Consider the following 25,991-nt stretch of genomic DNA (forward strand, 5'->3'; position numbering starts at 1 on the left):
CGTACGGCGCCTGATCACGTACGGCGCCAGCGCGACTCGCCGAAGCAGTAGCCGGCGAACAGCAGCAGGCCCACCGCGACCACCACGAGCAGGCCGGGCCCGACCGGGGTGGAGGCGAACTCCCTGAGCGTGGCGTCGATGCCGCCGGCCCGGTCCGGGTCGGCGGTGATCGCCGCCTGCACCACGAACACCCCGGCCAGCACGGCGATCGCGCCGCGCGCCAGGTAGCCGGCGAGCCCCAGCTTCTCCATCACCGAGCGGGCGCGCGGGGACATCCGGCCCAGGTCGAGCTCTTCCCTGAACTTCCTGGTGATGCCCCGGCGCACCCAGTAGACGCCGAGCGCGACGATGCCCAGCCCGACCGCGCCCACGATGAACGGCCCGGCGGGCAGGGCGAGCAGCTTGGCCGTGACGTCCTGCGACTTCTGGTCGTCGGAGGCGGCCTTGCCCGCCTGCAGGACGGTCCACAGCGTGTAGACGATCAGCACGTAGACGCCGGTGCGCAGCCCCGACTCGACCCGCTCCAGCGCCCGGTGGTGGCCGAACGCCACCTCCGAGGCCTGCCAGAGCGCCAGCGCGGCGAAGCCGACCAGCATGATCCACAGCAGCGCGGTGCCGAACGGCAGCGCCGCCACCGTGGTGATCGCGCCGGCCTTGTCGGCCTGTTCCCCGCCGCCGCCCAGCGCGATCTGCACCGCCAGGACGCCGATCAGCGCGTAGAGCACGCCCCGGCAGGCCAGGCCTAACCTGGCCAGCCGGTCCAGCGCGGGACTGTCGGCGGCCCGCTCGGCCGCGCCCTTCGCCTCGCGGCCCGCCCGTTCCACTGTGCCCATGGCCCCTCCTCAAGGGTCGGCAAAACCCTCAAGCTGCCCAGGAGGCGGCGTTCTAGGCCCGGGCGGGCCCGCACGGGACGGAGCGGCCGGCCCTGCGAGGATCAGGTGAAGGCGAGGGTGGGCAGGTCGACGGCGGTCGCGCCGCCGTCGGCGACCACGACCGCGCCGGTCATGAGCGAGCTCTCGTCGGAGGCCAGGAACAGGCAGATCCCCGCGATCTCGGCGGCCGTGCCCGGGCGGCGCAGCGGGACGTCCTGGGTGACCCGCGCGTACGCCTCCTCCACGGTGATGCCGTCGCGTTCCATCAGCGCTTCCATCTGCTCGTCGGCCATCGGGGTGCGGACCCAGCCGGGGCACAGGCAGTTGGCGCGCACGCGCGGCCCGTAGTCGCGGGCGATCGACCGGGTCAAACCCACCAGCGCATGCTTGGTCGTGACATATCCGGAAACAGCGGGGCCGGCGGCCAGACCCGCGATCGACGAGACGACGACGATCGAGCCGCCCGAGTCGACCAGCGCGGGCAGCGTCTCGCGGCAGGTCACGAAGCAGGTGTTGAGGTTGGCGTCGAGGCTCAGCCGCCACGATTCGTCGTCGGTCTCGGCGACCGCGCCACCGCCGTGCCCGCCCGCGTTGGCGATCACCACGTCGAGCGAGCCGAAGCGCTCCACGCACGTCTCGACGGCGTGCCGCGCCTGGGCGCCGTCGGCCATGTCGGCGGCGACCACGGCCGCGGCGGGGCCGAGCCCGGCGGCCACCTCTTCGAGCGGCCCCGCCCTGCGCCCGGTGAGCAGGACGGACGCCCCCTCGGCGACGAACCTGCGGGCGGTCGCGGCGCCGATGCCCGTACCGCCCCCGGTGATCAGAGCGACCTTTCCCTTGAGCCTCATCGCCTACTCCTTTCATGATGGAAGCTATATGATTTCATAGACGACTTCATGGAGGAAGGAGCCGCCATGACCACCGGCACCGACCGTCCCGCCGGCTGGAAGAACATGGACGATTTCGCCCCGGGGATCGCCACGAACCGGCTTCCCGCCACATATGCGCTGGCCGGCACCGAGCTCAGCCTCACCTTCGACGACGGGACCAAGACCCACCTGGCCTTCTCCGGGCGGTACAAGGTGCACGCCGACGGCGGGACCGCCGAGCCGTACGAGGCGGTCGCGATGCGCGACGACCTGTTCTTCGTCGGCCGGGCGCATCTCGAGCGGCCGCGCGAGTACACGGTGACGATCCTGCACACCAGCACGGGACGGGCGCTGCGCGTGGTCTCCACGATCGCGGCCGAGCCGACGCCCGGCCGGCCGCGGGTGTCACAGGAGTTCACGCCGGGCGTGATCGAGGGCCAGGAGGTGACCGGGGAGGCGCCCGCGCCGACCAGGGAGCTGATCGGCCGCCGCGCCCTGTACCGCTACAGCCCCCAGCACCTGTACGAGCACGTCTATCTCAGCTCGGAACGGTACGCCTGGCAGTGCCTGGTGGGCGCGCAGCGCGGGCACGGCGACGTCGACCTGTCGACCGCGTGGAAGATCGCCGACGACGTGTACGTGTTCACCTTCCGCGAGTTCCGCATCCCGGTCGCCGCCACCTGGCTCTACGACTGGGCCGCGCTGCGTACCGTCGGCACGTTCTTCGGGCTGTCGGGCGACGGCGAGATCCACCACTCCCCCGGCGGCGCGTACATCGAGCCGCTCGGTCAGGCCGTCTACCCGGCCGACGAAGAACCCGTTTAAGGAAAGAACCAGATGAGCGACAATCTCGACGCGGTACGCGCCTCCTACGAGGCCTCCGCCGCCGGTGACGTGAAGGGCATCCTGGCGCCGCTGGGGCCGCAGGCCCGATGGACGGAGATGGCCGGATTCCCGTACGCGGGCACGTACGTGGGGCCTGAGGAGATCTTCTCCGGCGTGTTCGCCAGGCTCGGCGGCGAGTGGGACGGCTACCAGGCCGAGCCGGAGGAGTACGTGGACGGCGGCGACGTGATCGTGGTGATCGGCACGTACTCCGGCACCTACCGGGCCACCGGCAAGCACATGACCGCCCGTTTCACCCATGTCTGGCACCTGGAGAACGGCGTCGCCACCCGTTTCGAACAATTCACCGACACCGCCCTGGTGAGGGAGGCGCTCACCCCCTGAACACGCCATGCGGCCGACTGAGGGACGGCCGCATGGCGCCGGCGCCCGGGCCTTCGCGGCCCGGGCCCGGGCCTTCACGAGGTGAGCGCGTCCACGCGGCGGATCACCTCACGGCAGAAGGCGCCCACCCCGTCCGGGTCGTCGATGAACTGCGAGGGCTTGATGCAGAAGGTCGTGTACCCCTCGGCCATCCTGGCCGGGATGTGCTCCAGGGCCGGCCCGAGCGGGGCGCACGAGCGCGCGTCGGGGAAGACCGCCCGCGTGCCGCCGGCCAGTTCCAGCTCGCCGAAGTCGCGGCCGGCCGCGGCCAGGCCGTCGGCCAGGGCCTTCATGTCGGCGGCCGGCGGGTAGCCGAGCGGGTTGAAGCCGCTGCCCCACCGGGCCAGGCGGCGCAGCAGGTGCTCGCTCATGCCCGCGCCGCCGAACCACAGCACCGGGCCGCCAGGCCGGTAGGCCTTCGGCTCGAAGTACACCTCGTCGAAGCGGTAGTGCTCGCCGTGGTAGGTGGCGGGCGACTCCCGCCACAGCAGTTCCCAGATCTCCAGGTGCTCGTCGAGCAGCCGGCCGCGCCGCTCGAACGGCACGCCGAGCGCGGCGTACTCGTCCCGGCTCCAGCTGACCGTGGGCAGCACGATCAGCCGTCCTTCGCAGAGCAGGTCGAGCGTGCCCAGTTCGCGGGCCAGCAGCAGCGGGTGGCGCAGCGGGGCGAGCACGGCGGCGGCGGCCAGGCGCAGGGTGGAGGTGACCGAGGCGATGGCGGCCAGCAGCGACAGCCCGTACGGCCAGGGCGTGAGCGGGTCCTGGTTGCCCGGCAGCGCGTACTCGCGCGGATTGGCCATCCGCCCCCGCGCCCCGGCGTCGGGGCCGAGCACCAGGTGCTCGCTGATCATCACGGAGTCGAACCCGGCGTCCTCGGCCTCGCGGGCCCAGCGCACCAGCAGGGGCAGGTCACGGGCCGGGGCCATCGTCCAGTTCTCGGACAGCACCAGCTGCATACGTGGTCGAGTCATCTTGCTTTCATACCCGAACGATCTGTTCAGCACTAGCTCTTGCCAGCATTCGTTTGGGACCTTACGATCCCCCCACATTCGTAAGAGAGGCCAGCGTCCATGAACCGAACCAGGGCCCTCGCCGTCCTGCTCGCCGCCACACTGACCGCCTGCGGTCTGTCGGACGAGCCCAGCACCCAGACCAGCACCGGGACGATCAAGGTCGGCGGCGTCAGCTCGCTCAGCGGCGCGGTCACCTTCCCCGACTCCTCGGCCGCCGCCAAGGCCGTCTTCGACCGGGTCAACGAGCAGGGCGGCATCAACGGCAGGAAGATCGAGTACATCAGCGCCGACGACAAGGGCGACCCGGCCGCCGCCGCGCAGGCCGCCCGCGACGTGGTCACCAACCAGGGCGTGGTGGCGCTGGTCGGCTCGGCCAGCCTGCTCGACTGCGCCGTGAACGCGCCCTTCTACCAGCAGTCGAACATCGTCGCGATCCAGGGCACCGGGGTGGACCCGACCTGCTTCGAGTCGCCGGCCATCTCCCCGGTCAACACCGGCCCGTACCTGAACACCGCGATCAACCTCTACTACGCCTCCGAAGTGCTCAAGCACGAGAAGGTCTGCCTGTTCCTGGCCATCCTCGGCAACACCAACGACGCCTACGGCGGCGCGGTCTCCAGCTGGAGCTCGCTGACCGGCAAGAAGCTCACGCTCGACGACCGGACCGTGAAGCCCGACTCCGACCCGACGCCGTTCGTGCTGCGCGCCAAGCGCGAGGGCTGCCAGGCGGTGCTCTACAACGGCACCGAGCCGATGGCGATCGCCTGGATGAAGGTGGTCAAGCAGCAGGACGTCACCGGCATCGACTGGCTGATGACCACCGCGCCGTACACCGAGGCGGTGGCCAAGGCGCTCGGCGCGGACGGCGACGGCACCTACGCCAACGCCGAGTTCGAGCCGTTCACGGACGCGAACTCGGCCGCGCTGAAGGACTGGCGCGAGCTGATGACCGCCAAGAACGTGCCGCTCACGTCGTTCGGCCAGGGCGGCTACCTGGCGGCCACGTACTTCGTCCAGACGCTCAAGTCCATCCAGGGTCCGATCACCAGGGAGTCGGTGACGAAGGCGTTCAAGTCGCTCAAGCCCATCCAGACGCCGATGACCGGAACCCCGTACGAGTTCGGCGAGGCGGCCAAGCACCTGTCGAACCGGGCCGGGAAGATCGTCCAGCTCAGGGGCGGGCAGTGGCACGTGATCACGCCCGACTGGGTGCGTTACCCGGGGACGCTCGGCTGATGCTCCAGGGTCTCGTCTCCGGCCTGGCCGCCGGTGGCACGTTCGCCGCGCTCGGGCTGCTGCTGACCGCGCTGTACCGGCTGACGGCCACCGTCAACCTGGCCGTCGCGGCGACCGGCGTGGCCGGCGTGTACGCCATGGCGGAGCTGGCCGGCGCGGGCCGGCCGTACTGGGTGGCCGCGCTCGCCGGGGTGCTGGCGAGCGCGGCCGTGTCGGCCGGCTGCGGGTACGTGATGACGCGCTGGTTCGCCGACAGCGGGCCGCAGACCAGGACCGCGGTGTCGATCGCGCAGCTCATCGGGATCATCGCGCTGGCCTACATCTGGTTCGGCGACGAGCCGCGGGTGCTGCCGAACCCGGCGCCCGGCCGGCTGTTCACGCTGGCCGGGGTGGTGGTCACGCAGGGCGCGCTGGTGCTGCTGCTGCTCGCGGTGGCGATCGGGGCGGGGACGTACCTGCTGCTCGGCCGTACGCCGCTGGGCCTGCGGCTGCGCGCGATGGCCGAGCGTCCGGTGACCACCGAGCTGCTCGGCATCGGCACCCGGCTGCTGACCGTGACCGTCTGGGCGATCGCCGGGGCGCTGTCGGCGCTGGTGCTGCTGCTGGTGGCGCCGGTGCGCTCCAGCGACATCCTGTCGCTGAGCATGCTCATCGTGCCCGCCTGCGCGGCCGCGCTGCTCGGCGGGCTGCGCCGGCTGGACGGCGCGCTGCTCGGCGGGCTCGCGCTGGGCCTGCTGGAAGGGCTGCTGGCCGGGTCGGCCGCGGTGCAGCAGTACCGGGACGTGGTGCCGTTCGCGGCCATCCTGCTCATCCTCATGTGGAGCCGTCGGCGGGAGGTGTGGGATGCCTCCCGCTGACCGGATCGTGCGCTGGGCCGGGGTGGCCGTCGGGCTGTGCGCGCTGGCCTACGGGCTGGCCGCGGCGCTGCCCGCGTACTGGGTGTTCCTGGCCATGTCGGCGGTCATCTCCGGGGTGCTGCTGCAGAGCCTGGGCGTGGTGGCCGGGCAGGCCGGGATGGTGTCGCTGTGCCAGATGGCCTTCGCCGCCATCGGCGCCTGGACCACCGCGCAGCTCAACGTGTGGGGCGTGCCGGGCGGGCTGTACCTGTGGGCGCCGCTGGCGGGGCTGGCGGCGGTGCCGTTCGGGCTGCTGATCGGGCTGCCCGCGCTGCGGCTGCGCGGCGTGCACCTGGCGATCGTCACGCTCGGCTTCGCCGCCACGGTGGACGTGGTGATGGCGGCCAACTCCTTCCCCGGGGTGAGCCAGGGGCTGGTGGTGGGACGTCCGGCCGGGCTGTCGTCCGACCGGCAGTTCTTCCTGTTCTGCTGCGGGGTGTTCGCGCTGGTCGCGGTGGCGCTGGCGATGGTGCGCCGGACCAGGCTGGGCGCCTCGTGGCGGGCGCTGCGCGAGTCGGAGCGGGCCACCGCGGCGGCCGGGACCGGCGTGCCCGGGGCCAAGCTGAGCGCGTTCGCGGTCAGCGCGTTCGTCGCCGGGGTCTCCGGCGCGTTGCTGGCCGGGCAGCTCGCCATGGTCGTGTCCAGGAACTTCGACCCGGGGCAGTCACTGGTGGCGTACGCGGTGGCGGTCATGGCCGGGGCGCACCACGCGGAGGGCGCGTTGCTCGGGGGCGCGCTCGGCGTGCTGGTCGCCGAGCTGCTGCGGCGACTCGGGGTGCCGCAGCAGTGGGCGAACGTGGTGTTCGCGGTGGGCGCGGTGCAGGCGATGACGCAGGGGTCGGGCATCAGCGACGGCCTGCGCGCCGCCCTGCGCAAACGACTCCCCCGCCGCGCCGCGCCGCACGCTCCCGCTCTCCTCGACGAGCCCGGCGAAGACGTCGCCGCGGAAAGGACCACGGCCCCCGCGCCGGGTGCGGCGGCGCTGCGGGTGCGCGGCGTGAGCGTGCGGTACGGCCAGGTGGTCGCCGTGGACGCGGTCGACCTGGAGGTGCCGGCGGGCGCCGTGCACGGCCTCGTCGGCCCGAACGGCGCGGGCAAGTCGTCGCTGGTCGACGCGATCAGCGGCTTCCTGCCGGCCGGCGGCGGCACGGTCGAGGTGGCCGGCGCCGAGGTGACGCGGCTGCCGGTGCACCGCCGGGCCAGGGCCGGGCTGCGCAGGACGTTCCAGCAGGACCGGGTGCCCGCGGGCCTGTCCGTGCGCGAGTACCTGCGTTTCGCGGCCCGCCGGTCGCTGAGCGACGCCGAGATCGCCGGCGGGCTGTCCGGGCTGGTCGCGGTCACGCCCGGCGAGCCGATCGCCGGGCTCGACGTGGGCACCAGGCGGCTGCTGGAGGTGGCGGGCGCGCTGCTGGCGCGTCCGGCCGTCGCGGTGCTCGACGAGCCGGCCGCCGGGCTCGGCCACGCCGAGTCCGAGCGGCTGGGCGCGTGGCTGCGCGAGGTCCCGGCCAGGCACGGGACGTCGGTGCTGCTCATCGAGCACGACCTGGACCTGGTCAGGGCGGCCTGCTCGCGGGTGACCGTGCTGGACTTCGGCCGGGTCATCGCCGAGGGGCCGCCGGCCGAGGTGTTCGCCGAGGCCGGGGTGCTGCGGGCGTACCTGGGCGAGGAGGTGACCGCGTGAGCGAGTCGGGCGTGGACCTGGTGCTGCGCGACGTGAGCGTGGCCCGCGGCGGCCAGCCGGTGGTCAGGAACGTGACGCTGACCGCCGCGGCCGGCCGGGTGACCGTGCTGCTCGGGCCGAACGGCGCGGGCAAGACGACGCTGCTCGAAGCCGTCTCCGGGGTCGTCCCCGCGGCCGGCGGCGAGATCGGGCTGGGCGGTCAGGTGCTCACCGGCCGCCCGCGCACCCGGCGGGCCAGGCTCGGCCTGGCGCACGTGGAGCAGGGCCGCGCGGTCTTCGCCACCCTCACCACCCGCGAGAACCTGGCGCTGGCCGGCTCGCCGGAGCGGGCGATCGAGCTGTTCCCCGAGCTGGAACGGCGTCTCGACGTGCGGGCCGGGCTGCTGTCCGGCGGCGAGCAGCAGATGCTCGTGCTGGCCAGGGCCATCGTGCGCGGTCCCCGGGCGCTGCTGCTCGACGAGATGTCGCTGGGCCTGGCGCCCGGCGTGGTGCGCCGCCTGCTGCCGGTGATCAGGCGGCTGGCCGACGACGGCTGCGCGGTGCTGCTGGTCGAGCAGTTCGCGCACGCGGCGCTGGCACTGGCCGACGCGGCGTACGTGCTGGCGCACGGGTCACTCACCTACGGCGGCGAGCCGGGCCCGCTGCGCGAATCCGATGCCGCGCTCAAGCGCGCCTACCTGGGAGACGAATCATGACGGCTGCCGATCTGCTGCTGGTGAACGGCCGGGTCCTCACGATGGACCCGGCGCTGCCCTACGCGTCGGCCGTGGCGATACGCGGCAACGAGATCGTGCACGTCGGCCCGGACGCCGCCGGCTGGGCCGGGGCCGAGGTGGTGGACCTGCGCGGCCGGATCGTGCTGCCCGGGATCAACGACTCGCACCTGCACGCCTGCGGTTACGGGCTGCACCGGCCGCCGTTCTGCGTGAACGTGGCGCTGGGCTCGATCGAGGAGGTACGGCGGGTGGTGGCCGCGGCGGTCCGCGAGGCCCGTCCCGGCGCGTGGATCCGCGGCACCGGGTGGAACCCCGGCTACCTGGCCGAATGCCTGGCCGACCCGGGCCGCCGGCCCAGGGCCGCGGACCTGGACGACGTCGCGCCCGACCACCCGGTGGTGCTCCAGGACTTCTCCGGGCACACCACGTGGGCGAACTCGGCGGCGCTGGCCGCGGCCGGGCTCTCCGGCGACGGCCTGCTGCACCACGGGGACCAGGGGCTCGTCCAGCGGCTGGTGCCGGCGCCGGAAGGCGGCATGATCGCGGTGCTCAGGGACGTGGTGGCCGAGCTGAACCGGCTGGGCATCACCAGCTTCACCGAGCCCGGGCTCGGGCGCGGCGGCGAGGAGGCGTTCGCCGGCGGGATGGGGTCCGGGGTGCTGACGGCGTACGCGGAGCTGGCCAGGGAGGGCGAGCTGAGCGCGCGGGTGAGCGTGCTGGGGCTGCCCAGCCCGATGTCCGGGGCGTCGGTCGCGGACACCGAGGCGTACCTGGCGGGGCTGTCCGGCGAGCCGGTCTGGGACGGGGTCGATCCGCGGGTGCTGCGGGTGCTCGGGGTGAAGGTGTTCGCCGACGGCATCCCGCCGTCGGAGACCGCGTGGATGCGGGAGGCGTACCCGTCGGGCGGGCACGGCTCGCTGTGCACGCACGGCGGCACCGACGCCGAGCGGGTGGCCGAGCTGGACGAGATCCTGCGCCTGATCCACCTGGCCGGCCTGCAGGCGGGCGTGCACGTGGTGGGCAGCAGGGGCATCGACGCGGTGGCGGACGCGCTGGCCGCGCTGAACCGCGAGCACCCCAGGCCGGACGCCAGGCACTACGTGATCCACGGCCAGTTCGCCTCGAAGTCGGCGCTGACCACGCTGGGCGAGCTGGGCTACGGCATCAACCTGCAGCCGGTGCTGCAGGCGATGGAGTCGGGCACCACGCGGGCGCTGTTCGGCGAGGAGGCCGCCGCGCAGGAGTGGCCGGCCCGCTCGGCCATCGACGCCGGCGTGCTGACGGCCTGCAGCTCCGACGCGCCGGTGACGGGCCCGGACTGGCGGGCCGGGGTGGCCGCGCTGACGGCCAGGGACGGCGAGGGCATCACCCTGGAGGAGGCGCTGCGCACCTACACCAGCGCGCCGGCCAGGCAGGACTTCGCCGAGCGGTGGAAGGGCACGATCACCGCGGGCAAGGTCGCCGACCTGTGCGTGAGCGGCGCCACCGGCCTGGCGGAGATCACCGCGGCCCCGGTGGAGCTGACCGTGTTCGACGGCAGGGTGGTCCACTCATGCTGACACCACGATCGTTCGGTGCCGAATATACTGACGGGTCATGACGGGACACCATACGTTGCGGCAGACCGAGGAGGCCGTCGGCCAGCGGCTGGGCGCGCTCAACATCGACTTCGAGGCCATGTGGGCGGTGTCGAACATCTACCGCGCCTCCTCGGCGATCCGCAACCACCTGGAGCAGACCGTGCTGCGCGACACGGGGCTGACCTGGACCGGGTTCGTGGTGATGTGGGTGGTGTGGATCTGGGGCGAGAGCGAGACCAGGAACGTCGCGGCCGAGGCGGGCATCTCCAAGGGCACGCTCACGGGGGTGGTCAAGACGCTGGAGTCCTACCGGCACCTGCGCCGCTCGCCGCACCCGACCGACAAGCGCCGGGTGATGTTGTCGCTGACCGCGACCGGCGAGCGGCTGATGCGCGAGCTGTTCCCTGAGTTCAACCGGCAGGAGGCGTTCGTGGTGAAGGAGCTGGACAGCGAGCGGCGCCGGGAGCTGGCCGCCTCGCTGCGGCGGATCGTCGAGCACCTGGAGAGCCTCTGAGCGAGGGGCCGGTCAGCGGAGCGTGACCCTGACCGGCAGTTCCCTGATGCCGTTGACGAAGTTGGAGCGGACCCTGCGCACCTCGCCGGTCAGCTCGATCGAGGCCAGCCTGGGCAGCAGTTCCTCGAACAGCACCCGGATCTCCAGCCGGGCCAGCGCGCCGCCCAGGCAGTGGTGCGGGCCGCCCTTGCCGAACGTCAGGTGCTCGCCGGCCTCCGCGCGCCGCACGTCGAAGCGGTAGGGGTCGGGGAAGACGCGCTCGTCGCGGTTGCCCGAGGCGTACCACATGACCACCTTGTCGCCGGCCTTGATCCGCCGGCCGCCCAGCTCGGTGTCCCTGGTGGCGGTGCGCCTGAAGTGGTAGACGGGGGTGGCCCAGCGCAGGAACTCGTCCACCGCGCGCGGCAGCAGCGACGGTTCCGCGGCCAGCCGTTCGGCCTCGCCCGGGTGCTGGACGAGGGCGAGCATGGTGTGCGAGATCGCGTGCCTGGTGGTCTCGTTCCCGGCCACGACCAGCAGCAGGAAGTAGTTGTCGAAGTCCCGGTCCGACAGCGGCTCCCCGTCGATCGGCACCTGGTTGACCAGCCTGCTCACCAGGTCCGTGCCCGCTCCCCCGCGCCGGCGGCGGGCCAGCTCGCGGCCGTAGGCGAACACCTCCAGCGCGGCGGGGCTGCGGAAGGGCAGGTCGCGGTACTCCTCGCTGGCGTGCAGCTTCTCCGGGTCGGTGTTCTCGATGATCTGGTTGCCCCAGTCGATGAGCCGCTGGGTGTCGGGCACGTCGAGCATGCGGGCCAGCACGTTGATCGGGAAGTCGGCGGCGACCTCGGTGACGAAGTCGAAGTCCGGCCGGGCCAGCGCGGCGTCCAGGGTGGTCGCGGTCAGCCCGCGCAGGAACGTCTCGTATCCGGCCACGGCCCTGGCCGAGAAGTCGCGCAGCAGCAGCCGGCGCAGCGCCGTGTGGCGGGGGCCGTCGGTCTCCAGCAGCGAGCGGCGGATCCCGGCCTGCCGCTCGTCGACCTCCTCCAGGTTGGTGAAGCGGGTGGAGGTGAACGTCTCGGGGTCGCGGCCGACGGCCACGATGTCGGCGTGCCTGGTGACCGACCAGAAGCCGCTGCCGTGCGGGCCCTCGTCCTGCCAGTGGACGGGTGATTCCGCGCGCAGCGCGTCGAACATGCGCCACGGGGTCACGCCGTCGAGGAAGTTACCGGGGTCGCTCAGATCGACGTCGGCTGGCCGCATCGCGCCGCTCCTCTCATTTGGTATCAAACAATAAGACGGTGATCGGCGGCTCGACAACCCTCAGTGCAAGATCGTACGGAAGCGAACGAAAGCCGGTATCTATAGTGGAACGGTGACCACGGATCAGTACGGCCTGGCCATGTCCGGGGCGGGCGAAGGCGCCGTCCGGCACTACGACCGGGCCATCGACGAGCTGCTGCACTTCCGGGCCGAGGTCGTCGGCGAGACGAAGGCGGCGCTGGCCGACTCGCCCGGCTTCCCGATGGGCCAGGTGCTGTCGGCCTACCTCGGGCTGCTCACCACCGAGTCCGACGACGCGCGCAAGGCCCGCGCCCGCTTCGCCGCCTTCCGCGCCGGGCTCGACCACGCCGCGCTGACGCCGCGCGAGCGCGCGCACGTGGCGGCCGTGCAGGCGCTGCTCGACGGCGACTTCGGCACCTGCGGCCGGCTGCTCGGCGACATCAGCCAGGAACATCCGCGCGACGCGCTCGCGCTGGCCGTCGGGCACCAGGTCGACTTCTTCACCGGCGACGCCAGGTCGCTGCGCGACAGGATCGGCGGCGCGCTCAACGCCTGGCGCCCCGACGACCCGCACTACGGGCACGTGCTCGGCATGTACGCGTTCGGGCTCGAGGAGGCCGGGCACTACGACCGCGCGGAGGAGGTCGGGCTGCGCGCGGTCGAGCTGAACGCGCGCGACGTGTGGGGCATCCACGCGGTCGTGCACACCTACGAGATGCGGGGCAGGTTCGGCGACGGACTGCGCTACCTCGACGCGCGCGTCGGCGACTGGTCGACCGGCACGTTCTTCAACGTCCACAACTGGTGGCACTACGCGCTCTACGCGCTGGAGTCCGGCGACATCGGCCGGGTGCTGGCCGTCCACGACAGCGTGCTGGCCGGCGGGCGCTCGGCGATGGAACTGCTCGACGCGGCCGCGCTGCTCTGGCGGCTCCACCTGGAGGGCTCCGACCAGCACGAACGCTGGCAGGCGCTGGCCGACCTGTGGCCGCCGCTGGTGGCCGAGCCGTTCTACGCCTTCAACGACGCGCACGCGGTGATGGCCTACGTCGGCGCGGGCCGCCTGGCCGAGGCCGACAAGCTCATCGCCGACCGCGAGTCCTACCTCGCCACCCCGCACCCGGGCGTCACCAACCACGACATGACGGCCAGGGTGGGGCTGCCGGTGTGCCGGGCGCTGGTGGCGTTCGGCCGCGGCGACCACGACACGGTGGTCGACCTGCTGCACCCGATCAGGCACCGGGTCAACGAGTTCGGCGGCAGTCACGCACAGCGCGACGCCGTGCAGCGCACGCTGCTGGCCTCCGCGCTGCGCGGCCACCACCACGACCTGGCCCGGGTATTGGTCAGCGAGCGGGTGAACGTGCGCCCCTGCAGCCCGTTCAACTGGCTCAAGCAGGCCGAGCTCGCCGACCACCTGGGCGACCAGGCGGCGGCCGCCGCCGCCCGGCTGCGGGCCGGCGAGCTGATCGCGGCCGCCGCGCACTGAGCCGCGCACTGAGCCGCGCATTGAGCCGCGCACCGGCCGTCGGGCGAGGCGCGTGTCAGCGCCTCGCCCGCGCCCCCCGACGACCACTCAAGGGGACGGCAGCGGCTCCGCGGCCGGAGTGGTGTCCCCGCGCCGCCGCCTGCCGAAGCGCAGGTAGAGCGACGGGGTGACGAACAGGTTCAGCAGCGTCGAGGTGAACAGGCCGCCCAGCACCACCACGGCCAGCGGATGCTCCACCTCGTGCCCGGGGATGTCCCCGAGTATCACCAGCGGGAGCACCGCGAGCCCGGCGGCCAGCGCGGTCATCAGGATGGGCGACAGCCGCTCCCTGGCCCCGCGCAGCACCAGCGCCGGCCCGAACGGCTCGTTCTCGTGATCCTCCAGGTGCTGGAAGTGGTTGATCATCAAGATGCCGTTGCGCGCCGCGATGCCCAGCACGGTGAAGAACCCGACCAGCGCGCCCAGCGAGACGATCCCGTCACCGAGATAGATCGCCAGCACGCCGCCGACCAGCGCCACCGGCAGGGTCGCCAGACTGAGCACGGCCAGCCGCCAGCTGCGGAAGGACAACCCGAGCAGGATCAGCACCGCGACGCCCGCCAGCCCCGCGTACCCGAGCAGGCGTTGCTGCGCGGCCTGCCGCTCGGCGTACTCGCCCAGCACCTCGGCGTGGAAGCCCTGCGGGAAGCCCATGCCGGCGACCGCGGCCTCGACGTCGCGTGCGACCGAGCCGAGGTCGCGGCCCCGCACGTTGGCGCCCACGTCGATGCGGCGTGACCCGCCCTCGCGCTCGATCACGTTGGGGGTCGGCTTGATCCGCACCTGGGCGACGTCCCCGAGCCTGACCTGGTCGCCGGCCGGGGTGTCGATGGGCAGCTCCTCGATGGCCTCAGGGCTGCGCCGGGTCTCCGGGGTGCTCCACACGCGCACGTCGTAGACGCGGCCCTCCCAGTAGGTGTCGCTGACCTCCTCGGTGGCCAGCAGGGTGCCGGCCGCCCGCCGCACGTCGCCGGGCTTGAGCCCGTGCTTGCGCGCGGCGGCGAGGTCCACCTCCACCTCGACCTGCGGGATGTCCTGCTGCAGCGACGCCTGCGCTTCGACCACCCCGTCGATCCCGGCGATCCTGTCCTGGACGGCCTTGGCCGTCTCACGCAGTTTCTCCAGGTCGTCGCCGTAGATGCGGACGACGATGGTCTCGCTGGCCCCGGTCAGCACCTCCTTGATGCGTTCCTTGAGATAGGTCTGCACGTCGCGGTAGAGGCCCGGGTAGCCGTCCACGACCCCCTGGATGGAGGCGAGCGTGGCGTCGTAGTCGGCGCCCGGGTCGACGCTGATCCAGTTCTCGCCGAAGTTGACGCCGACCACCTCGTCGGCGTTGACGGCCTGCCCGATGTGCGCGCCGAAGTTGCGCACGCCGGGGATGGCGCGCAGCTCCTTGCTGGCCGCCGTGCTGATCCTGATCATCTCCGGGTGCGAGGTGCCCGGCTGGGTGACCCAGTGCATGAGGAAGTCGCGTTCCTTGAACGAGGGCAGCAGGGACTGCCCGAGGAACGGCATCGCGGCCAGACCGGCGGCCAGCACCAGGGCGGTGGCCGCGTACACCCAGCGGGCCCGGCGCACGGTCCTGGTCAGCGCCCGCTGGTAGCCGTTCTGCAGCCACCTGACCAGCGGCGACTCGCGGCGCTCGATCGACGACCTGGACAGCATGATCAGCGCCATCGCCGGGGTCACGGTGAGCGCGATCAGCAGCGACGCCCCCACCGCCAGGATGTAGGACACGGTGAGCGGCCCGAAGAACGCTCCCGCCAGCCCGCTGAGGAACAACACCGGCACCGCGGCCACGATGATGATCAGCGTGGCGTAGATGATCGGCGAGCGGACCTCCAGCGACGCCTCCAGCACCACCCTGGCGGTCGAGTGCCCGGTGTCGGCCCTGCGGTGCTGGCGCAGCCGCCGGACGATGTTCTCCACGTCGATGATGGCGTCGTCCACCACCACGCCGAGGGCGATCACCAGCCCGGCCAGCACCATCGTGTTGATCGTGTCGCCGCGCCACCACAGCACCAGCACCGCGGCGGTCAGCGACAGCGGGATGCTGACCAGGCTGATCACCGCGGCCCGCCACTCGAACAGGAATGCCCCGATGATCAGCACCACCAGCAGGAAGCCGAGCAGCAGCGACGTCACCAGGTTGTCCAGCGCGACCTCGACGAACGTGGCCGGTCTGAAGATGGCGGTGTCGATGTCCACGCCGGGCAGGCCCGGCTTCAGCTTCGCGATGGCGTCCTCGACGCCCTTGGTCACCTCCAGCGTGTTGCCCCACGGCAGCTTCTCGACGATGAGCATGAGCCCCTCGCCGTCGTTGATCACCGCGTCGCCGATCAGCGGCTGGTGGCCCTCGACCACGTCGGCCACGTCGCCCAGGCGCACGTTCTCGCCGTCGGCGTTGGTGACCGGCACCTCGGCCAGGTCCGTGCCCGCGGTGATCGGCAGCACGTGCCTGACGCCGTAGCGCTGCTGCGGCGTGTCGATGAAGCCGCCGGTGCCGACCGTGGCCCCGCTGGCATAACGCAGCAGGCCCGCGTCCACCGCGCCGGCCGAGGCCTCCATCACCTGGTTGAGCGAGACGTCCTTGGCGTTCATCCGCTTGGGGTCGACCTGGACCAGGGTCATCTGCTGGCGTTGGCCCCAGGTGGCCACGTTGGCCACGCCGGGAACCTGCAGGATGCGGTTCCTGATCGTCCAGAACGAGATCATCGACAGGTCCAGCACCGAGCGGTCCTTCGACGAGATGCCGATCTTCATCACCCGGCTGGTCGAGGACAGCGGTTGCAGCATGGTGGGCGGCGTGGCCCAGCTCGGTATCGCCGGGGCGACGGTGGCCAGCCGCTCCTGGACGAGCTGGCGGGCCCGGATGAGATCGGTGCCCGGCTTGAAGATCATCAAGATCGACGAGAGCTGGGAGACCGACTTGGAACGCATGACGTCCAGGCCGTCCACGCCGTTGAGCGCCTCCTCCAGCGGGACGGTGATCAGGCTCTCCACCTCTTCCGCGGCCAGACCCAGGCAGGCGGTCTGCACCTCGACCCGGGGCGGGGCGAACTCGGGGAAGACGTCCACCGGCATGTCGCGCAGCAGCCCGACGCCGAACGCCACCATGCCGGCGGCGAGCGCGAGGACGATGAACCGGAACTTGAGACTCGACCCGACGATCCACCTCATCATGGCGAAGGCCCCCTACTTCCCGATTCCGAGTTCGGTGCCGAACAGCTCGGCCGCGCCGGTCGTGACGATCGCCGTCCCGGCCGGCGGACCGGCGGTCAGGACGGCCGTGTCGCCGTCGACGCGTTCGACCGCGATGCTCTGCCGGACGTACACCCTGGTCTGCGGGGTGGTGTAGACCCAGGCCGCGCCGTCGGCGCCGTAGACGACGGCGGCGTGCGGCACGCTGAGCCGCGTTCCCGCGCCCGCGCGCACCGGCTCGGTCCTGATGCCGAGCCGTCCCGCCGCCTGCTCGGTCACCGTGATCCGGCTCAGCTCCGAGCCGGCGATCTCCTGCACCTCGGCGGGCGGGTTCTCCGCCTCGTGCGCCTTGTCCTTCACCGCCGCGCAACCGGCCCCGGCCAGGGCGACGGCGATCAGAATCGCCGTCGCCCGCCACCGGCGGACCGCGTGCGGCGTCGTCACCTGACGTCGGTGGCTTGCCCGCATCGTCGTCTCCCCGCCCTCAGTCGCGCGCCATGCTGACGCTGAGTTCCAGGTCGTCGCCCGGCTGGGCGCCCGGCCGCCGCGGCGCCAGGTGGAGGTAGAGCAGCGGCACCACGAGCAGGCCGTGCAGCAGCACCGTGACCAGCCCGCCCACCAGCACGAAGGCCAGCGGCCGCACCACTTCCAGCCCGGGACCGCCCATGACCATCGCGGGCAGCAGGACGGCGGCCACCGCCACGGCCGCGACCAGCACCGCGCCCGCCCGCTCGCCGGCTCCGCGCACCACGAGCTCCGGCGTGATCTGCCCGTCCTCGCGTTCGCCGAGCCGCCGCAGATGGCCGATCGTCACGATCGAGACGCGTATCGCGATCGCCAGCACCCCGAGCACGCCGGCCAGCACCACCGGGGTCAGCGCCGCGCCGGTCAGCGCCGCGGCCACGACCGCGCCGGCCAGGGCCACCGGCAGCGTGAGCGCCACCAGCAGCGCCAGCCGCCAGGCGCCGACCGCGGCGTGCAGCAGGAGCAGCAGGAGCACCACCACGAACAGCAGCAGCCCGGCCAGCCGCAGCGTCCGCGCCCCGTCGCCGGCGTAGTCGCCCAGGACCTCGGCGTGGTACTCCAGCGGCAGGGCCAGCCCGGCCAGCCGCTGCTCGACCTGCGCGGCCACCGCTCCCCTGTCGCCGCCCGCCACGTCCAGCACGACGTCGTAGTAGCGGGCGGTGGCCTCGTGGGTGAAGACGTTCTGGTTCGGCTGCACGCGCACCTCGGCCACGTCGCCGAGCCGCACCCGGCGGCCGTCCGGCGTGTCGACGGGCACCTCGCTCACGCTGGCCAGGCTCTGCCGGGCGCCCGGGACGCCGATCACGACCACCTCGAAGACCTTCTGGTTCTCGAACAGGCTGCCCACCTCGATGCCGGCCAGGTAGGTGGCCGCGGCCCTGCGCACGTCGCCCGGCTTGAGCCCGTCCTGCCTGGCGCGCGGGATGTTCACCTCGACCTCGACCGTCGGCTCGACCGGCGGCAGCTCGACCCGGGAGCCGCGCACGCCGGGCACGGCCGCCGCGCTCTGCCTGACCTTCTCCGCCTCGGTCTTGAGCACGTCCAGGTCCCGGCCGTAGACGCGGACCACGACGCCGTCCGCCTGGCGGCCTTCCGCCGCCGCGATGACCTCGCCGGCGTAGGTGCGCAGCCCGCCCTCGAAGCCGGGACGTCCCTGCAGGACGCGCCGCACGGCCGCGACGGTGGCGGCGTAGTCGGCGTCGCCGTTCAGGCTGACCCACAACATGCCGGAGTTGATGTTGACCACCTCGTCGGCGGCGATGGCCCGGCCGACGTGCGCGGCGACGCGGCGCACCCCCGGCACGGCGCGCAGGTCCCTGCCGACCTGCTCGCCCATCGCGACCATCGCGGGATGGGAGGTGCCGGGCGGGGTCTGCCAGCGCACCAGCAGGTCGCGGTCCTGCAGGTCCGGGATCGGCGCGGCGCCGGCCCGAGGCACGACGGCGAACACGGTCACCGCCACCCCCGCGACCGCCACCAGCGCGGCCACCGCGTACACCCAGCGGGAGCGGAGCGTGGCCCGCGACAGCACCGCCTGGTAGCTTCGCCGCATCCGCCCGGCGAAGGCCGGCTCGCGGCCCATGGCGACCGGCCTGGCCAGCAGGAACGAGGCCAGCGCCGGTGTCACGGTGAGCGCCACCAGCAGGGACGCGGCCACCGCGAGCACGTAGGAGGTGGCCACCGAGCCGAGGAAGGTGCCCGTGACTCCGCCGAGGAAGAACAGCGGCACGGCGGCCAGGAGTATCGCCAGCGTGGCGTAGACGATCGGCGAGCGGAGCTCCCGCATCGCCTCCAGGATCAGCGTGGCGACCGGCTTGCCGCCGTTGTCCGGCCGGTACTCGGCCAGCCGCCGGCCGACGTGCGTAGCGCCGGTGACGGCGTCGTCGACGACCACCGCCAGCGCGACCACCAGCCCGGCCACGACCAGCAGGTTGATCGGCTCACCGCGTAGTTGCAGCACCAGGAACGCGGCCAGCAGCGAGAGCGGCACCACGATCACCACGATCAGCGCCGTGCGCCACCGGAACAGCAGCGCCGCCACCACCAGGACGAGCAGCACGAGCCCGAGGCCCAGCGACAGCGCCAGGTTGTCCGTGGCCTGCTCGATGAACGTGGCCGGACGGTAGAGCGTGGAGTCGAACTTCATGCCCGACAGGCCGGGGCTGAGCGCCTTGAGCGCGGCCTCGACGTCCCTGGTCACCTGGGTGGTGCTGGCGCCGGGGAACTTCTCCACGATCAGCATGAGCCCCTTGCCGCCGTCGCCGACGACCGCGTCGCCGATCAGCGGCTGGTTGTCCTCGACGACCCGGCCCACGTCGCCGAGCGTCACGCTCTTGGCGTCCTTCTCGCCCGCGGCCGGTTCCACGGGCACCTGGGCGAGGTCCGCGGCGGTCTTGATGGGCGAGATGTGCTGGATGCCCAGCCGCTGCTGCGGGGTGTCGATGAAGCCGCCGCTGCCCGGCGAGGACGCGCGGACGAAGCTCAGCGGCGACGACCACAGCGCGTTGCCCGTGGTCGACAGGACCCGGTCGAGCGAGACGCCGTGCGCGGCCAGCCGCTGCGGGTCGACCTGCACCTGGAGCTGCCGCTCGCGTTGTCCCCAGATGGCCACGTTGGCCACCCCGGGCACGCCCATCAGGCGCGGCTTGACGTTCCAGCGGGCCAGCACGGACATCTCGATGAGCGAGAGCTGCTCCGAGGACAGCGAGATCATCGCCACCCGGTTGACCGAGGAGAGCGGTTGCAGCATCGCCGGCGGCCTGGACACGTTGGGCAGGGTGTGCGCCTGCGTGAGGCGTTCCTGCACCATCTGGCGGGCGCGCAGCAGGTCGGTCCCCGGCTCGAAGATCAGCTCGATCGACGAGAGGCCGGCGACGGAATTGGACCGGATCTCGTCCAGCCAGGCCACCCCGTTGAGCAGGTTGACCTCGAGCGGGACGGTGATGAGCTGCTCGACCTCATACGCTGACAGGCCCAGCGCCTCGGTCTGCACCTCCACGTACGGCGGGGAGAACTCGGGCAGCGGCTCCACCTGGACCTCGCGCAGTTGCACCACGCCGACGGCGATCGCCGCCAGCGCGGCCGCCACCACGAGGCCGCGGAACTTGATGCTCGACCTGACAAGCCACTTCATCATCACCGGATCCCCTTCGGTGCGCATGACTGGGCAGAGGGCCCGCGTCCAGGCCTCGCGATGCGGCTCCTCAGGGCCCTATTCGTCGAGGAGGCGCGGATGGATGAATCGCGGAGGCTCGCAGATCTGGCGTCGTTCGCTCGGGTTGTGAGCAGGGCGGCGCGGACGCCGTGAACCGCTCGGGTTCCGGGCGGCACGGCGTGACCGCCGTGAACCGCTCGGGATCGGCGCGTGCGTCCGGGCGGCGGAAGATCGCCGCAGGCCCTGCCGGGGTCGCGCGCCGTGGCCGGTCCCGCCCCTGCCGGGCGGGACGTACTCCCCTTCACCTGGGGTGGTGCTGCTGCGTACTGCGATGTGCCCCGAGTATGTGCCGCCGCCGGGCTCGCGTCAGCACCGCCGGGTGTCCGAATGCGGTCAAAGTACGCCGGCACCGCGGAGCGCCCCGCACGACCGGGGCCGCCGGGGGATTGTCGGTGGCCGCCGGTAGTGTTTCGAGGCATGGATCGGCAACTCACCCTGATGGCCGTGCACGCGCACCCCGACGACGAGGTCCTGAGCACCGGCGGCGTGCTGGCCCGCTACACCGGCGAAGGCATCCGCACCGTGCTGGTCACCTGCACCAACGGCGAGCAGGGCGACGGCCCTGGCGGCGTCAAGCCCGGCGACCCCGGCCACGACGACGAGGCGGTGGCCGAGCGGCGGCTGGCCGAGCTCCGCGAGTCGGTGGCGCACCTGGGCATCGACCACCTGGAGCTGCTCGGCTACCGCGACTCCGGCATGCAGGGCTGGGAGACCAACACCCATCCCCGGGCGTTCGCCAACATCCCGCTCGACGTGGCGGCAGGGAAGCTGGCCGAGCTGATGGAGCGCTATCGTCCCGACGTGGTGGTGACCTACGACGAGACGGGCGGCGGGGGCTACGGGCACCCCGACCACGTGCAGGCGCACCGCGTCGCGGTGGCCGCCGCGCAGTCGACCGGCATCCCGGCCAAGTTCTACTACACCGCGATCCCGCGTTCGGCGATCAAGAAGATGTTCGAGACCATGCAGGCGAACGGCGTCGAGGTCGACTTCGAGCCGTCCGACGACTTCGGCACCCCCGACGAGCAGGTCACCACGATCGTCGACGTCAGCCCGTTCGTGGAGCACAAGCTGAAGGCGCTGCGCGCGCACGAGAGCCAGGGGGAGAACATCTTCCTGCTCAGGATGCCGGAGGAGGCGCAGCACCAGGCGTTCTCGCACGAGGCGTTCACCCGCGTGCACTCCCAGGTCCCCGCGCCGGGCCACGAGGACGACCTGTTCGCCGGCCTCCGCTGAGCCCCCCACCGGCGCTCCAGGGCCAATAAACGCGAATGTTATTTATCTTCACATTTACCGACCGAAAATCACCGCGCCGCGCGCACGGATAATCACGACACCATTCCGCATACTTCAGATTCGCCATGTATTAGGCAGAAACGGTTGTGACGCGGAAGAGGTGGTGTAAGACTCGAATTTCGAGCGAGTGGAACCGCCGGGGCACGACCGCCCGCTCGTCACCCGGAGCGTCAGGGAGGTGAACGACAACGACCGGAATCCGTTTCCGGTCACTAAGTGGGGTCGGTAAATGTCGTTAAATCCGCGCTTGGTCAAGGAGAGCTTCTCCGTCGTCGAACCGGTCGCCGACAAGGCCGCCGCGTACTTCTACGGCCGCCTCTTCGCGGAGAGTCCACACCTGCGAGCCATGTTCCCGCCCGCGATGGACGTCCAGCGAGACCGGCTGTTCAGCGCGCTGACGAGGATCGTGTGGAGCCTGGACAGCCCCGACGGCCTGGCCACCTACCTGGGGCAGCTGGGCCGCGACCACCGCAAGTACGGCGTCGTCTCCGAGCACTACACCTCGGTGGGCAACGCCCTGCTGGCTACCGTACGCAAGTTCGCCCGCGAGATCTGGACCCCGGAGATCGAGGCCGCCTGGGTGTCGGCGTACGCGGCGGCCGCCCAGGCGATGATCGACTCGGCCGAGTCCGACGCCGGGGTCTCGCCGGCCTGGTGGCTGGCCGAGGTCGTCGACCACGAACAGCGTCACCGCGACATCTCGGTCATCACGCTGCGGCCCACGCAGCGGCTGCCGTTCACCGCGGGCCAGTACGTCAACGTGCAGACGGCCCGCTGGCCGCGCGTCTGGCGCACCTTCTCCATCGCGAACGCGCCCCGCGTCGACAACACGATCAGGCTGCACGTGCGCTCCGTGCCGGGCGGCTGGGTGTCCACCACGCTGACCAGAGACACCCGCATCGGCGACACGATCATGCTGGGCCCGCCCATGGGCACGATGACCCCGCACGACCGCAGCACCCGCGACGTGCTGTGCGTGGCGGGCGGCACCGGGCTGGCGCCGCTGAAGGCGATCATCCAGCACATCATCGACTCGGGCCGCCGGCCCAACATCCACCTGCTGTTCGGCGCGCGCACCCGCGACGAGCTGTACGACCTGCCCGACCTGATCAGGATGGAGTCGTCCTTCCCGTGGCTGCGCGTGCTGCCGGTGGTCTCCGACGACCCGTCCTACGACGGGATGCGCGGCAGCCTGCCGGAGGTCACCCAGCGCTTCCACTCCTGGGCCGAGCACGAGGTCTACGTGTGCGGCCCGACCGCCATGGTCAACGAGACCGTGCGGCGGCTGCAGATCGACGGCGTGCCCCTGTCGCGCATCCACCGCGACACCATCCGCGGCGAACGGTAGCGGCGGCGAGCCGTGGGAGAATGCGGCTTCTGCCCGCTGTGTCCCTGCTGCCGCCATGTCCACGGAGTTGCGTTGACCATCACCTTCGTCCCGCTCACCGACCCGGTTCAGACCTCCTCCAGCCGCCGCGTCGCCTGGCTGGCCGCCGACGCCGACGGCAACCCGCTGGGTTCGGCGTTCCTGCGCCTGTTCACCCGCGAGGGCCAGGACCACCTGGCCGAGCTGGAGCTGAACGTGCACCCCGCGGAGCGCCGCAAGGGGACGGGCACGCTGCTGCTCAAGCGGGCGGTCGACGCGGCCAGGCAGGAGGGCCGCAGGTCGCTGCTGGCCCAGGCGGGCGCGGGCACGCCCGGTGACCTGTTCCTGCCGGCCAGGAAGTTCAGGAAGGTGCTCGGCCTGACGTTCGCCAGGCTCGCGCTGGCCGAGGCGGACCTGACCGCCGTCGCCGCGGTGGCCGCCGAGCCGCGCCCCGGCTACCGGCTGCACTCCTGGGACGGCATGGTGCCCGACGACCTGGCCGACACCTTCACCGCCTCCCGCCGGGCGATGGACGACATGCCGATGGACGACACCGACTACGGCGTGGTCACCTGGGACGTCGAGCGGGTCCGCGCCGCGGCCAGGACCATCGCCGACCGGGGCGACCTGCTGCACACGGTGGTGGCCGTGGCCGAGTCCGACGGCTCGATCGCCGGTTTCACCGAGCTGGTCGTGCCCGGCGACGGGCGCGGCGACGGCCAGCACTACGGCACCGGCGTGCTGCCCGAGCACCGCGGCCACGGCCTGGCCCGGTGGATGAAGGCCGAGGCGATCGGGCAGGCCCGCGCCCGCCACCCGGAGCTCGGCGGCCTGCTGACCGACACCGCCGACAGCAACACGCACATGCGGGCGGTCAACGACTCGCTCGGGTACGTGCCGACGCACAAGAAGCACGAGTACCAGCTCGACCTGTGACGAGCCCGGGGTATCAGCTCGACCTGTGACGAGCCCGGGTCCCGGCCCGACCCGCAGGAGGCGCCGGCGCGCTACACCCGGCGCAGCACCTCCATGGCCTCCCGTTCGATGCGCGCCAGCTCGCGGAGCAGGGCGGCGGCCCGGTCCAGGTGCCCGGCGTCGCCGCTCTCCCCCGCCGCGGCGATCAGGCTCGCCACCTCCGTCCAGTGCGTGGCGGCCTCTGCGTACAGCGCGTGACCGGTGCGCAGGCCGGGCTCGCCGGCCAGGTCGGCGCTCTCGGCGAGGAAGTCGCGGAACAGGGCGCGGAACAGGGCGCCGCCGGTGCCGGCCCGCTCCATCAGGAGCGCGGCATGCGGCAGGTCGCGCCGCGGGTCCTCGGCGCGCGCGAGCCAGTTCGGCGCCTGCGCGGCGGCCTTGTCGATGCCGCGGTGGCCCAGGTTCGCGATGGGTGCGGCCAGGAACGCGGCGGCGCAGTCCCTGACGGCCGGGAGGATCTGGTCCTGCCAGCGGGGCGGCGGCCCGGGCAGCGCGATGGTGAAGGAGCGGTTCCTGGCGGTCATCGGGCCGCGTTCGCTCCGCGCCGCGGCCAGGCTCTGCCGGCTGGCGCGTACCGCGCCGCCCTGCTGGTCGGTGTCGACCAGGTGCGCGTCGTGCTCGTCGTAGCCGTACATGGCGACGAGGTGGCCGCCGAAGTGCACCTTCGTCCGGAAGTAGGCCAGGTGGTAGGAGTCGAGCTGCAGGCCGACGGGGCGGCCGGCGTCGATCGGGCCGGCCGCGTTCTCCCACGCCTTGCGCGCCGAGGCGGTCTCGCGGACCTCCAGGGTCAGCCCCAGCCTGGCGGCCAGGTTCCTGGTGAGCTCGAAGGGCTTGATCCGGCCGCCGAGGAAGGGGAACGGCATGGCCTTGGCGTCCCAGTAGACGAAGGACAGGGCCGAGCCCAGCCCGAACAGCATGGGCTCGGACAGGTCGAGCCCCTCGTGCCGCAGCAGCACGCCCAGCGTGGTCGTCTCGCAGTGGTGCGTCCCGCGCGGCTCGACGTCCTTCAGTACGGTCATGCGTCGTCTCTCCCCGTTCACTCGCCCGGCTCCGAAAACAGGATGGGGTCTCCCCCGGAGGGAGAGTCCAGCCGGCTAGCGGAAGGCAGCGGCGGTCTCCTCGTCGTTGGGCCAGAACGTCTCGATGGCCAGCTCGGAGACCGTGACGTCGACGGGCGTGCCGAACGTGGCGATCGTGGTGAACATCGACAGGATCCTGTCGCCGTGCCTGATCCGCAGCGGCAGCAGGATGTCGGCAGGGCCGGGCACGTGCGCCACGTTCAGGTCCACGCCCGGGTAGGGGTAGGCGGCCAGCTCGTCGTGCAGCTCGGCCAGGCGGCCGTCCCCCGACGCCTCGGCCTGCCTGCGCAGCCGGTGCAGCAGGTGGGCGCGCACCTCCGCCAGGTTCACCAGCCGCCCGCCCATGGCCCGCGGGTGCAGGGACAGCCGCATCACGTTGATCGGCTCCTCCAGCAGCTCGGCGGGCACGCCGTCCATGAACATGGCCGCCGCCGCGTTGCCCGCCACCAGGTTCCAGGCCGCGTCCACGACCAGCGCCGGGTACGGCTCGTGCCCGGCGAGGATCTTGTCCAGCGCCTGGCGCACCACGGCCATCTCCGGCGCCCGCACCTCGCGCTCGGGGAACACCGGCGCGTACCCGGCGGCCATCAGCAGCCGGTTGCGGTGCCGCAGCGGCACCTCCAGTTCCTCGGCCAGTTTCATCACCATCTCGCGGCTCGGCCGGGCCCGCCCGGTCTCCAGAAAGCTGATGTGCCGGGCCGAGACGTCCGCTTCGATGCCCAGGTCGAGCTGGCTCACGCGGCGCCGCTGACGCCACGATCGCAACAAATCACCAAAAGTCTCTTCTTGTACGGCAAGGGCTCCCATACCGGGCAACGCTAGCGGTTCGAGGGAAGCGTCACGATTACCTGGCGGGTAAAGCGCCCGCTCAGGGCGGCCTCCCGGCGGTTCCCTTGCGGCA

The 25,991-nt window shown here is 72.4% G+C and carries 21 protein-coding genes; 12 read left to right on the forward strand and 9 right to left on the reverse strand.

Annotation, left to right across the window (positions count from 1 at the left end; translation table 11 throughout):
• Window positions 1-14 precede the first annotated feature (14 nt).
• The gene (locus tag HII36_RS04725; protein ID WP_173521795.1) at window positions 15-833 is read right to left on the reverse strand and encodes a DUF1206 domain-containing protein; all 819 of its coding nucleotides are present in this window, start codon (window positions 831-833) and stop codon (window positions 15-17) included.
• 101 nt (window positions 834-934) lie between these two features.
• Window positions 935-1,720: an SDR family NAD(P)-dependent oxidoreductase gene (locus HII36_RS04730; protein WP_173521796.1), complete on the reverse strand. Its 786-nt coding sequence runs from the start codon at window positions 1,718-1,720 to the stop codon at window positions 935-937.
• 66 nt (window positions 1,721-1,786) lie between these two features.
• On the opposite strand from HII36_RS04730, the gene HII36_RS04735 reads away from it, so the two are divergent.
• Together HII36_RS04735 and HII36_RS04740 are read left to right on the forward strand one after the other, a co-directional pair.
• On the forward strand, window positions 1,787-2,566 hold the full coding sequence (locus HII36_RS04735) for a MoaF C-terminal domain-containing protein (RefSeq protein WP_173521797.1): 780 nt from the start codon (window positions 1,787-1,789) through the stop codon (window positions 2,564-2,566).
• 12 nt (window positions 2,567-2,578) lie between these two features.
• Window positions 2,579-2,971 carry a nuclear transport factor 2 family protein gene (locus HII36_RS04740; RefSeq protein ID WP_173521798.1) on the forward strand — a complete coding sequence of 131 codons (393 nt, stop codon included), beginning with the start codon at window positions 2,579-2,581 and terminating at the stop codon, window positions 2,969-2,971.
• Window positions 2,972-3,045: 74 nt separating this feature from the next.
• Here HII36_RS04740 and HII36_RS04745 read toward each other — a convergent pair whose 3' ends face one another.
• Complete coding sequence (locus HII36_RS04745) at window positions 3,046-3,981, reverse strand: TIGR03619 family F420-dependent LLM class oxidoreductase (protein ID WP_217369179.1); 936 nt, start codon at window positions 3,979-3,981, stop codon at window positions 3,046-3,048.
• Window positions 3,982-4,080: 99 nt separating this feature from the next.
• On the opposite strand from HII36_RS04745, the gene HII36_RS04750 reads away from it, so the two are divergent.
• The 6 genes from HII36_RS04750 to HII36_RS04775 are packed head-to-tail and all read left to right on the forward strand — an operon-like array spanning window position 4,081 to window position 10,646.
• Window positions 4,081-5,259 carry an ABC transporter substrate-binding protein gene (locus HII36_RS04750; RefSeq protein WP_173521799.1) on the forward strand — a complete coding sequence of 393 codons (1,179 nt, stop codon included), beginning with the start codon at window positions 4,081-4,083 and terminating at the stop codon, window positions 5,257-5,259.
• The gene (locus HII36_RS04755; protein ID WP_173521800.1) at window positions 5,259-6,116 is read left to right on the forward strand and encodes an ABC transporter permease subunit; all 858 of its coding nucleotides are present in this window, start codon (window positions 5,259-5,261) and stop codon (window positions 6,114-6,116) included. Before HII36_RS04750 ends, HII36_RS04755 begins: the two co-directional genes overlap by 1 nt.
• On the forward strand, window positions 6,103-7,836 hold the full coding sequence (locus HII36_RS04760; RefSeq protein WP_173521801.1) for a branched-chain amino acid ABC transporter ATP-binding protein/permease: 1,734 nt from the start codon (window positions 6,103-6,105) through the stop codon (window positions 7,834-7,836). Before HII36_RS04755 ends, HII36_RS04760 begins: the two co-directional genes overlap by 14 nt.
• A complete protein-coding gene (locus HII36_RS04765) occupies window positions 7,833-8,531 on the forward strand; it encodes an ABC transporter ATP-binding protein (protein WP_217369180.1) in 699 nt (232 codons plus the stop codon). Before HII36_RS04760 ends, HII36_RS04765 begins: the two co-directional genes overlap by 4 nt.
• Window positions 8,528-10,111: an amidohydrolase gene (locus tag HII36_RS04770; RefSeq protein WP_173521802.1), complete on the forward strand. Its 1,584-nt coding sequence runs from the start codon at window positions 8,528-8,530 to the stop codon at window positions 10,109-10,111. The genes HII36_RS04765 and HII36_RS04770 overlap by 4 nt, the downstream gene beginning before the upstream one ends.
• A 37-nt stretch (window positions 10,112-10,148) precedes the next feature.
• The gene (locus HII36_RS04775) at window positions 10,149-10,646 is read left to right on the forward strand and encodes a MarR family winged helix-turn-helix transcriptional regulator (protein WP_173521803.1); all 498 of its coding nucleotides are present in this window, start codon (window positions 10,149-10,151) and stop codon (window positions 10,644-10,646) included.
• Window positions 10,647-10,658: 12 nt separating this feature from the next.
• On the opposite strand, the gene HII36_RS04780 is transcribed toward HII36_RS04775, so the two are convergent.
• Complete coding sequence (locus HII36_RS04780; RefSeq protein ID WP_173521804.1) at window positions 10,659-11,885, reverse strand: cytochrome P450; 1,227 nt, start codon at window positions 11,883-11,885, stop codon at window positions 10,659-10,661.
• A 112-nt stretch (window positions 11,886-11,997) separates the two neighbouring features.
• Between HII36_RS04780 and HII36_RS04785 the strand changes: the two genes are divergently transcribed.
• On the forward strand, window positions 11,998-13,395 hold the full coding sequence (locus tag HII36_RS04785) for a tetratricopeptide repeat protein (protein ID WP_173521805.1): 1,398 nt from the start codon (window positions 11,998-12,000) through the stop codon (window positions 13,393-13,395).
• Window positions 13,396-13,482: 87 nt separating this feature from the next.
• Here HII36_RS04785 and HII36_RS04790 read toward each other — a convergent pair whose 3' ends face one another.
• Genes HII36_RS04790 through HII36_RS04800 form a run of 3 tightly spaced genes read right to left on the reverse strand, consistent with a single transcriptional unit; the run spans window position 13,483 to window position 20,299 of the window.
• Complete coding sequence (locus tag HII36_RS04790) at window positions 13,483-16,620, reverse strand: efflux RND transporter permease subunit (RefSeq protein ID WP_173521806.1); 3,138 nt, start codon at window positions 16,618-16,620, stop codon at window positions 13,483-13,485.
• A gap of 12 nt (window positions 16,621-16,632) precedes the next feature.
• Window positions 16,633-17,106, reverse strand: coding sequence for a hypothetical protein (locus HII36_RS04795; protein ID WP_173521807.1), 474 nt, complete (start codon window positions 17,104-17,106; stop codon window positions 16,633-16,635).
• Window positions 17,107-17,122: 16 nt separating this feature from the next.
• Window positions 17,123-20,299, reverse strand: coding sequence for an efflux RND transporter permease subunit (locus HII36_RS04800; protein WP_173521808.1), 3,177 nt, complete (start codon window positions 20,297-20,299; stop codon window positions 17,123-17,125).
• Between the two features lie 495 nt (window positions 20,300-20,794).
• Between HII36_RS04800 and HII36_RS04805 the strand changes: the two genes are divergently transcribed.
• The 3 genes from HII36_RS04805 (at window position 20,795) to HII36_RS04815 (ending at window position 23,975) form a co-directional block, all read left to right on the forward strand.
• Window positions 20,795-21,613, forward strand: coding sequence for a PIG-L family deacetylase (locus HII36_RS04805; protein WP_173521809.1), 819 nt, complete (start codon window positions 20,795-20,797; stop codon window positions 21,611-21,613).
• A gap of 307 nt (window positions 21,614-21,920) precedes the next feature.
• Window positions 21,921-23,021 (forward strand): globin domain-containing protein, encoded by a 1,101-nt coding sequence (locus HII36_RS04810; RefSeq protein ID WP_236003205.1) that lies wholly within the window; start codon window positions 21,921-21,923, stop codon window positions 23,019-23,021.
• A gap of 72 nt (window positions 23,022-23,093) precedes the next feature.
• Entirely contained in the window at window positions 23,094-23,975 is an 882-nt protein-coding gene (locus tag HII36_RS04815; protein WP_173521811.1) for a GNAT family N-acetyltransferase, read from the forward strand.
• 71 nt (window positions 23,976-24,046) lie between these two features.
• Here the strand turns inward: HII36_RS04815 and HII36_RS04820 are convergent, their stop codons facing one another.
• Together HII36_RS04820 and HII36_RS04825 are read right to left on the reverse strand one after the other, a co-directional pair.
• Complete coding sequence (locus HII36_RS04820) at window positions 24,047-25,030, reverse strand: BtrH N-terminal domain-containing protein (RefSeq protein WP_173521812.1); 984 nt, start codon at window positions 25,028-25,030, stop codon at window positions 24,047-24,049.
• Between the two features lie 75 nt (window positions 25,031-25,105).
• Window positions 25,106-25,897 (reverse strand): helix-turn-helix domain-containing protein, encoded by a 792-nt coding sequence (locus tag HII36_RS04825; protein ID WP_173521813.1) that lies wholly within the window; start codon window positions 25,895-25,897, stop codon window positions 25,106-25,108.
• Window positions 25,898-25,991: the final 94 nt, after the last annotated feature.

This window comes from Nonomuraea antri (genome assembly GCF_013283785.1).
GTDB lineage: Bacteria > Actinomycetota > Actinomycetes > Streptosporangiales > Streptosporangiaceae > Nonomuraea > Nonomuraea antri.

Coding starts and splice junctions, on each gene's coding strand:
- HII36_RS04750 (WP_173521799.1), top strand. CDS start 4,081: ATGAACCGAACCAGGGCCCTCGCCGTCCTGCTCGCCGCCACACTGACC.
- HII36_RS04745 (WP_217369179.1), bottom strand. CDS start 3,981: ATGACTCGACCACGTATGCAGCTGGTGCTGTCCGAGAACTGGACGATG.
- HII36_RS04760 (WP_173521801.1), top strand. CDS start 6,103: ATGCCTCCCGCTGACCGGATCGTGCGCTGGGCCGGGGTGGCCGTCGGG.
- HII36_RS04725 (WP_173521795.1), bottom strand. CDS start 833: ATGGGCACAGTGGAACGGGCGGGCCGCGAGGCGAAGGGCGCGGCCGAG.
- HII36_RS04755 (WP_173521800.1), top strand. CDS start 5,259: ATGCTCCAGGGTCTCGTCTCCGGCCTGGCCGCCGGTGGCACGTTCGCC.
- HII36_RS04735 (WP_173521797.1), top strand. CDS start 1,787: ATGACCACCGGCACCGACCGTCCCGCCGGCTGGAAGAACATGGACGAT.
- HII36_RS04795 (WP_173521807.1), bottom strand. CDS start 17,106: ATGCGGGCAAGCCACCGACGTCAGGTGACGACGCCGCACGCGGTCCGC.
- HII36_RS04780 (WP_173521804.1), bottom strand. CDS start 11,885: ATGCGGCCAGCCGACGTCGATCTGAGCGACCCCGGTAACTTCCTCGAC.
- HII36_RS04790 (WP_173521806.1), bottom strand. CDS start 16,620: ATGATGAGGTGGATCGTCGGGTCGAGTCTCAAGTTCCGGTTCATCGTC.
- HII36_RS04775 (WP_173521803.1), top strand. CDS start 10,149: ATGACGGGACACCATACGTTGCGGCAGACCGAGGAGGCCGTCGGCCAG.
- HII36_RS04730 (WP_173521796.1), bottom strand. CDS start 1,720: ATGAGGCTCAAGGGAAAGGTCGCTCTGATCACCGGGGGCGGTACGGGC.
- HII36_RS04740 (WP_173521798.1), top strand. CDS start 2,579: ATGAGCGACAATCTCGACGCGGTACGCGCCTCCTACGAGGCCTCCGCC.
- HII36_RS04770 (WP_173521802.1), top strand. CDS start 8,528: ATGACGGCTGCCGATCTGCTGCTGGTGAACGGCCGGGTCCTCACGATG.
- HII36_RS04800 (WP_173521808.1), bottom strand. CDS start 20,299: ATGATGAAGTGGCTTGTCAGGTCGAGCATCAAGTTCCGCGGCCTCGTG.
- HII36_RS04805 (WP_173521809.1), top strand. CDS start 20,795: ATGGATCGGCAACTCACCCTGATGGCCGTGCACGCGCACCCCGACGAC.
- HII36_RS04820 (WP_173521812.1), bottom strand. CDS start 25,030: ATGACCGTACTGAAGGACGTCGAGCCGCGCGGGACGCACCACTGCGAG.
- HII36_RS04825 (WP_173521813.1), bottom strand. CDS start 25,897: ATGGGAGCCCTTGCCGTACAAGAAGAGACTTTTGGTGATTTGTTGCGA.